The 5887-nt window shown below is 44.1% G+C and carries 7 protein-coding genes; 3 read left to right on the forward strand and 4 right to left on the reverse strand.

Features of this window, described 5'->3' with window-relative positions; translation table 11 throughout:
• Positions 1-232 (reverse strand): hypothetical protein (locus BCT81_RS29655; protein ID WP_133152773.1); only part of this gene is annotated, 232 nt, incomplete at its 3' end.
• A gap of 280 nt (positions 233-512) precedes the next feature.
• Here BCT81_RS29655 and BCT81_RS28760 point away from each other — a divergent pair.
• Complete coding sequence (locus tag BCT81_RS28760) at positions 513-1619, forward strand: M20/M25/M40 family metallo-hydrolase (RefSeq protein ID WP_102426640.1); 1107 nt, start codon at positions 513-515, stop codon at positions 1617-1619.
• A gap of 106 nt (positions 1620-1725) precedes the next feature.
• On the opposite strand, the gene BCT81_RS28765 is transcribed toward BCT81_RS28760, so the two are convergent.
• Together BCT81_RS28765 and BCT81_RS28770 are read right to left on the reverse strand one after the other, a co-directional pair.
• Positions 1726-2148: a DUF3859 domain-containing protein gene (locus tag BCT81_RS28765; protein ID WP_004739678.1), complete on the reverse strand. Its 423-nt coding sequence runs from the start codon at positions 2146-2148 to the stop codon at positions 1726-1728.
• A 78-nt stretch (positions 2149-2226) separates the two neighbouring features.
• Positions 2227-2595, reverse strand: a complete 369-nt coding sequence (locus BCT81_RS28770) for an ATP-binding protein (RefSeq protein WP_102426641.1) — start codon at positions 2593-2595, stop codon at positions 2227-2229.
• A gap of 264 nt (positions 2596-2859) precedes the next feature.
• Between BCT81_RS28770 and metA the strand changes: the two genes are divergently transcribed.
• Both metA and pilW read left to right on the forward strand, forming a co-directional pair.
• Positions 2860-3801 carry a homoserine O-succinyltransferase gene (metA, locus tag BCT81_RS28775; RefSeq protein WP_004739682.1) on the forward strand — a complete coding sequence of 314 codons (942 nt, stop codon included), beginning with the start codon at positions 2860-2862 and terminating at the stop codon, positions 3799-3801.
• A gap of 180 nt (positions 3802-3981) precedes the next feature.
• On the forward strand, positions 3982-4722 hold the full coding sequence (pilW, locus tag BCT81_RS28780; protein ID WP_102426642.1) for a type IV pilus biogenesis/stability protein PilW: 741 nt from the start codon (positions 3982-3984) through the stop codon (positions 4720-4722).
• A gap of 94 nt (positions 4723-4816) precedes the next feature.
• Here pilW and rlmF read toward each other — a convergent pair.
• On the reverse strand, positions 4817-5887 hold a 1071-nt coding region (rlmF, locus tag BCT81_RS28785; RefSeq protein ID WP_241908294.1), incomplete at its 5' end, for a 23S rRNA (adenine(1618)-N(6))-methyltransferase RlmF.

Genomic DNA, 5887 nt, shown 5'->3' on the forward strand with positions numbered 1-5887 from the left:
GCATGAAAAAAGCCAACAGCCGGCGCTGTTGGCTTAGTAAAAAACTGTCAACGTATTTTAGGACGAGACATTCTGTTTTAGAAAGTTCTTTTTCTGGGGTGTAAACAGCGGGCTCGTTGACTTGCGAGTTAGTCAAATCTACATCGTTGATTGGATACAGCAGAAAGAAGCCCAGAACAGCACTCATTGTAACAACAAGCAGGAATGACCCTAAGACATTGTTTTTATTCATTTATAAGTGCCATTGTCAGTCGCATAGTTCTCTTACTATTCGGGCAGTGTTCTTACTTTCTGCATGGTTAATTTCGGTTTGCAGTATACCCGAGCAATATACAGATTAAAATGTTGTCAACTTGTAGAACTGGATCTTGTTTTTCTCATAATCTGGAATATTCAGGCGGTTTTCTTGATTTAACTCAGGCAATCATCCTACAAAGAGGCGTTATAGTGATTTTCCTGTTCCTATAGCCGTGACTTCTAAGGAAAGAGCGGAAACATAATGAGAATTAACAATGACCCAAATTAATGAACAACGTCTAGTCGACCATTTCTGCGATCTTGTGAAAATCGATAGTGAATCTCGCAACGAAAAAGCAATCGCTGAAGCGCTGGCTGAGCAGTTAGGCGAACTAGGTTTTGACGTACATAAACTGGCGGTTCCTGAAGAAGTATCGAATGGCTTCAACATCTACGCGCGTTTAGACGGCACACTACCGGGTAGCACAGTATTCAGCTGCCACATGGACACAGTAACCCCGGGTATCGGCATTGAGCCAATCATCGAAGATGGCATCATCCGTTCAAAGGGCAACACTATCCTAGGTGGTGACGACAAGTCTGGCATTGCGGCTATCATGGAAGCCGTTCGCTGCATTAAAGCTGAAGGTCAAGCACACAAGACCATTGAAATTGCATTCACAGTGTTCGAAGAAGGCGGTCTATTCGGGTCTTTGAACTTCGATATGTCTTACATTCAATCAGAGCACGCTATCGTTCTAGATACAGGCGGCCCTATCGGCACTATCGTAAACGCTGCTCCAGGCCAACAAAAGATCGTTGCAACGATCAAAGGTCGCCCTGCTCACGCTGGTCTAGCACCAGAAGAAGGCATCAGCGCAATTCAAGTAGCAGCAGACGCTATTACTAAGATGAACCTACTTCGTATCGACGAAGAAACGACAGCGAACGTGGGTATTGTTGAAGGCGGTCAAGCGACTAACATCGTAATGCCTGAACTTAAAGTGGTTGCGGAAGCTCGCTCACTAAATGGCGACAAGCTAACAGCGCAAGTTGAACATATGATTTCAACGTTTGAAGAGAGCGCAAAGCAATTCGGTGCTGAAGTCGAAATCGAATCAACTCGTGCTTACGATGCATTCGTTATTGCAGATGATCACCCGCACATTCTGTCTATCAAATCGGCATTCGAGAAGCTTGGCGTAACAGCAAACACCAAACGCACTGGCGGCGGTAGCGATGCAAACAATTTCAATGCGAAAGGTCTAACTACGGTTAACCTATCTACTGGTATGGCGAAAGTTCACACCACTGAAGAGTACATCGCAGTGAAAGACATGGTTGCTATCACTGAGTTTGTTGTGGCTTACGTAACACAATAATCTTACTTCTAAGCTAGATGACGAACATCGTCTAGCTAATGTCAAAAAGCCGAGCCCATATAGGACTCGGCTTTTTTGTTGTTCAAATTTGTCTAGAAGTTCGAGGCTAGAACCCTCTACGTTTCCAGAACTGGCCTTCGTCTTTAGCTACTAAGTCGAATGTCTTATCTGCGATGATGTTACCTTTGAGTTCGACCGTCATGCGCCATTTACCAATCTTGTTTGAGACTGGTGCCCAAATGGTGTCGCCTAGGTAGAAATCCCAATCATTATTGCCAACGTACTCTTCGCCATCGAACGGCTCAAGCACTTCACCTTTGTCGGTCGTTATATCCGGGTGGTAAATGCAGTAACGGATTTTTTCGCCTTTGGCTTTTTTGATATTCAAGATATAGCCAAACTCGACGTCGATTTCAGCGTCCACGGTGGTGGTGAACTCTTGGATTTTAGGTAGGTCTTTAGACTTAGAATCCCACGTGGAGTAGATACCGTAAGAAGTCATCTCTACGACAACAGAACGTTTTGCCATTTCAATCGTTACCTTGGAATTGCTTTGTTAGTTTAATATGAGGGTTTACCCACTCTGTGGAGCGGCATGAATGTAGAGCTACTCTTGCCAATCTCTCGCCATGCGCTTAATCACCGATGGTTCAATATCGTGAATAGTGCCGTAGTTTTCTCGGCAAACTTCAATCACTAAATCCGCTTTGTATTTGAGCGCAAGTTGACGATAAGCCTTCATTTCCCAGTGCTTAATGAAGGTATTCGATACGACGACGTCCCTCCCTTGCTTTAAACCATTTTCAGCGGTGTTCTGGCACCACTCATGAGCCTGTTGTAACTGTTTAGGATCAAAGCAGTACTCACCTTGTTCGTTGACAAAATACATATCGGCTTCGACATGCAAGGCGTCATAAGTTTTTGCTTTTGTTGACTTACCTGAACCTGGCAGCCCTCGAATGAGTATTAACTTCATTGATACATTACGGCTTAAATCAAAAGCATGAGTTTATCGTAAATAGTACTCTGTTGCTCTGATTACTGGCGATATCAGCACTTAATCACTCTTCTACACGTCTTGGCATTGCTAAGCAGAGACAATAACCACAAGACAACTAAGTGCTCTCTTGATAAAAACACAAATAATTTACAACTATCCATTTTGTATATCGACAAGCGTATCAAACTATTATAGATTTAGATGTATAGACGTCTACATATCTAGCTTAGGGAGAAAGCTGTGCCTATCCGCATTCCAGACCAATTGCCAGCGAGCGATGTTCTTCGTGAAGAAAACATCTTTGTTATGCCGCTATCAAGAGCATCGACACAGGAAATCCGTCCACTTCGAGTCTTGATCCTCAACCTAATGCCGAAGAAGATTGAAACCGAAACTCAATTCTTACGTCTTCTATCGAACAGCCCGTTGCAAGTGGATGTTGAACTGCTTCGAATCGATGACCGTCCAAGCAAAAATACACCAACTGAGCACCTCGATAACTTTTACCGTCAGTTTGAGATGGTAAAAAATCGTAACTTTGATGGATTGATCATCACTGGTGCGCCATTGGGTTTGGTTCAGTTTGAAGATGTTATCTACTGGGATCACCTAAAAACCATCATGGAGTGGGCAAACAAGCACGTTACCTCGACTCTTTATGTGTGCTGGGCTGCTCAAGCGGGCTTGAAATTGCTGTATGACTTACCGAAGCGTACTCGCAAAGAGAAGCTGTCGGGCGTTTACAATCACGAGATTCATAACCCTTACCACCCTATTCTGCGTGGTTTTGATGACACCTTTTTAGCACCACACTCTCGCTATGCAGATTTCTCACCAGAGTATCTAGCAGAGCATACCGACCTGGATGTGCTTGCGACTTCAGATGTCGCCGGTGTGTATCTCGCAGCAACGAAAGACAAGCGAAACGTGTTTGTGACCGGTCACCCTGAATACGATGCGCATACGCTTCACAACGAATACATCCGTGATTTGGGCGAAGGCATGGAGCCAGTCATCCCTATTAACTACTATCCAAACAATAACCCAGACAACAAACCCGTTGCGAGCTGGCGAAGCCACGGACATTTATTGTTTTCAAACTGGCTAAATTACTGCGTTTACCAACAAACGCCTTACGATTTGGATCACTTCAGCGAAGAGAACTTCACCAAAGACGATTAATTATTCGCTGGTTTATCAAAGATACAATGCTGCGCCCAACAAGCTGTTTACTTCTTTGACGTTGAAAACATGCTTATTGGGCGCAGCTTTTTATGGAGAGTGGGTCGCATTCCACCATAGATTTACCACCTTATGTTTACCAATTTCATATGATTGTCTGGTGTTCATAAGGAGCTTCACATGCCTGCCAAGTCATTGTTTTCAAATCCCCTATTCTCAGCTCTGATTGCTTCTATCTCATTGTCTGGCTGTGTCTCTGTAACAGAAGGACCACCCAAAGTAGAAAGCGATCCTATTGCGATGTCTGAATCTCGCATTGAATTAGGTTTGGGGTACATGGGCCAAGGCAACATGGTAAGGGCGCGTGAAAACCTAGAACTTGCTATCAAGCATGCACCTAGTTACTACCGTGCTCGACTCTCTATGGCCCATTACTATGAACAAGTGGGAGAAGTCGATGAAGCGAGGTCTGCGTATCGAAAAGCGTTAAGCCTAGACTCAAGAAACGGTAACGTGCTCAATAACTACGGGACGTTTTTGTGTAAGCAAGGCGAATATAAACAGGCCGATAAGTACTTTAATCGCGCCATTGACCAACCCTACTACTATTTAGTATCCGCCAGTTATGAGAATGCGGCTTTTTGCGCATTCAAGGCAGGTAATACAGAACAAGCCAAGTACTACTTCACCCGCGCCATTGACCATGATCCGAACCGAGTAAAGTCGATATTACAGCTATCTAAAATTGAAGTGAGCGAAGCCGATTATAACGACGCTAGGCTTCGTCTGTTTAAGTTCCACCAGCGGTATGGCTATCAAATTCCATCGCTTCAAATCTTAGTCGATCTTGAAAAGAAAGCGGGAAACCATGCGCTTGAGAAGAAGTACCAAAGTAAATTGGATGATTTGCTCTCTGCTTAACCAAATCTGATAAAAAACGGGCTTGTTGAATGAACAACAAGCCCGTTTTATTTGATAGAGTTAACGATACTTTCGAGTTTAGACGTGTGAACCGTTATTTAAGCGCGATCCATTCTTGTCTTTGCTCGTCGTCCATAAAAGTCCATGCTACAAAGCGACTCACTTTCTGGCCTTGAGACATCTCTACGACTTTCACTTGTTTTGCTTTAAGCTTACCAAGTTCAGAACGAAGCATATCAACGTTGTCTTTCTTCGAAATTAGCGTCGTGAACCACAGCACTTGAGTCGCAAACAATTGGCTCTCTCTTGCCATTTTCATGATGAATGCTGCTTCACCACCTGGGCACCATAACTCCGCTTTTTGGCCACCAAAGTTTAAAGTTGGCTTATTTTGCTTGGCTTTTTTCGTTTCAGGTTTGAACGTTTGACCCGCTTTCTTAGCTCGGTTTGCCGCTAAGTTGTCTAATTTACGCTGCGTCCCCTTTTCCGCTTCCTCTAGAGAGCTGTGGAATGGAGGGTTACAAATAGTGACATCGTAACGTTCATTATCTTTGATTACGCCCTTAAAGATAGATTCAGAGTCTGCTTGCAAACGTGCTTTGATCTTACCCTTTAAATTAACGTTACTTTCAACAATGAAATTCGCGGCTTTCACCGACACTGGGTCAACATCACTACCTGTGCAACGCCATTTGTATTCTGTGGCGCCAATAATTGGGTAGATACAGTTCGCACCAACACCGATATCTAGCGCTTTCACTGATTGATGATTATAAGGTTCATCTTGGCCATCGCTATTAAGGATGTCTGCCACTCTATGAATGTAGTCCGCTCTACCAGGAATCGGCGGGCACAAGTATCCAGCCGGAATATCCCAATGCTTAACACCATAGTGATGCGCCAATAACGCTTTGTTAAGTAGTTTAACCGCCAGTGGATCAGAGAAATTGATCGTGTCTTCGCCTACTGGATTCTTAATTAAGTGCGCTTTTAGCTCTGGTAAAGCCGTGACCAATAGCTCGAAGTCGTAACGCCCTGTGTGCTGGTTTCTTGGATGCAAACCCGCTGCTGGCTTTACGGTATTCTTGTTGCGTTGTGAACCACCAGTGCGCTTAGAGCCAAAAGGCTTTTGAGAGCCGCTCGATCTTTTTGGTGCGTTCTTATT

Origin of the sequence: Vibrio sp. 10N.261.52.A1 (assembly GCF_002876325.1) — a bacterium.
Classification (GTDB): Bacteria; Pseudomonadota; Gammaproteobacteria; order Enterobacterales; family Vibrionaceae; genus Vibrio; species Vibrio chagasii.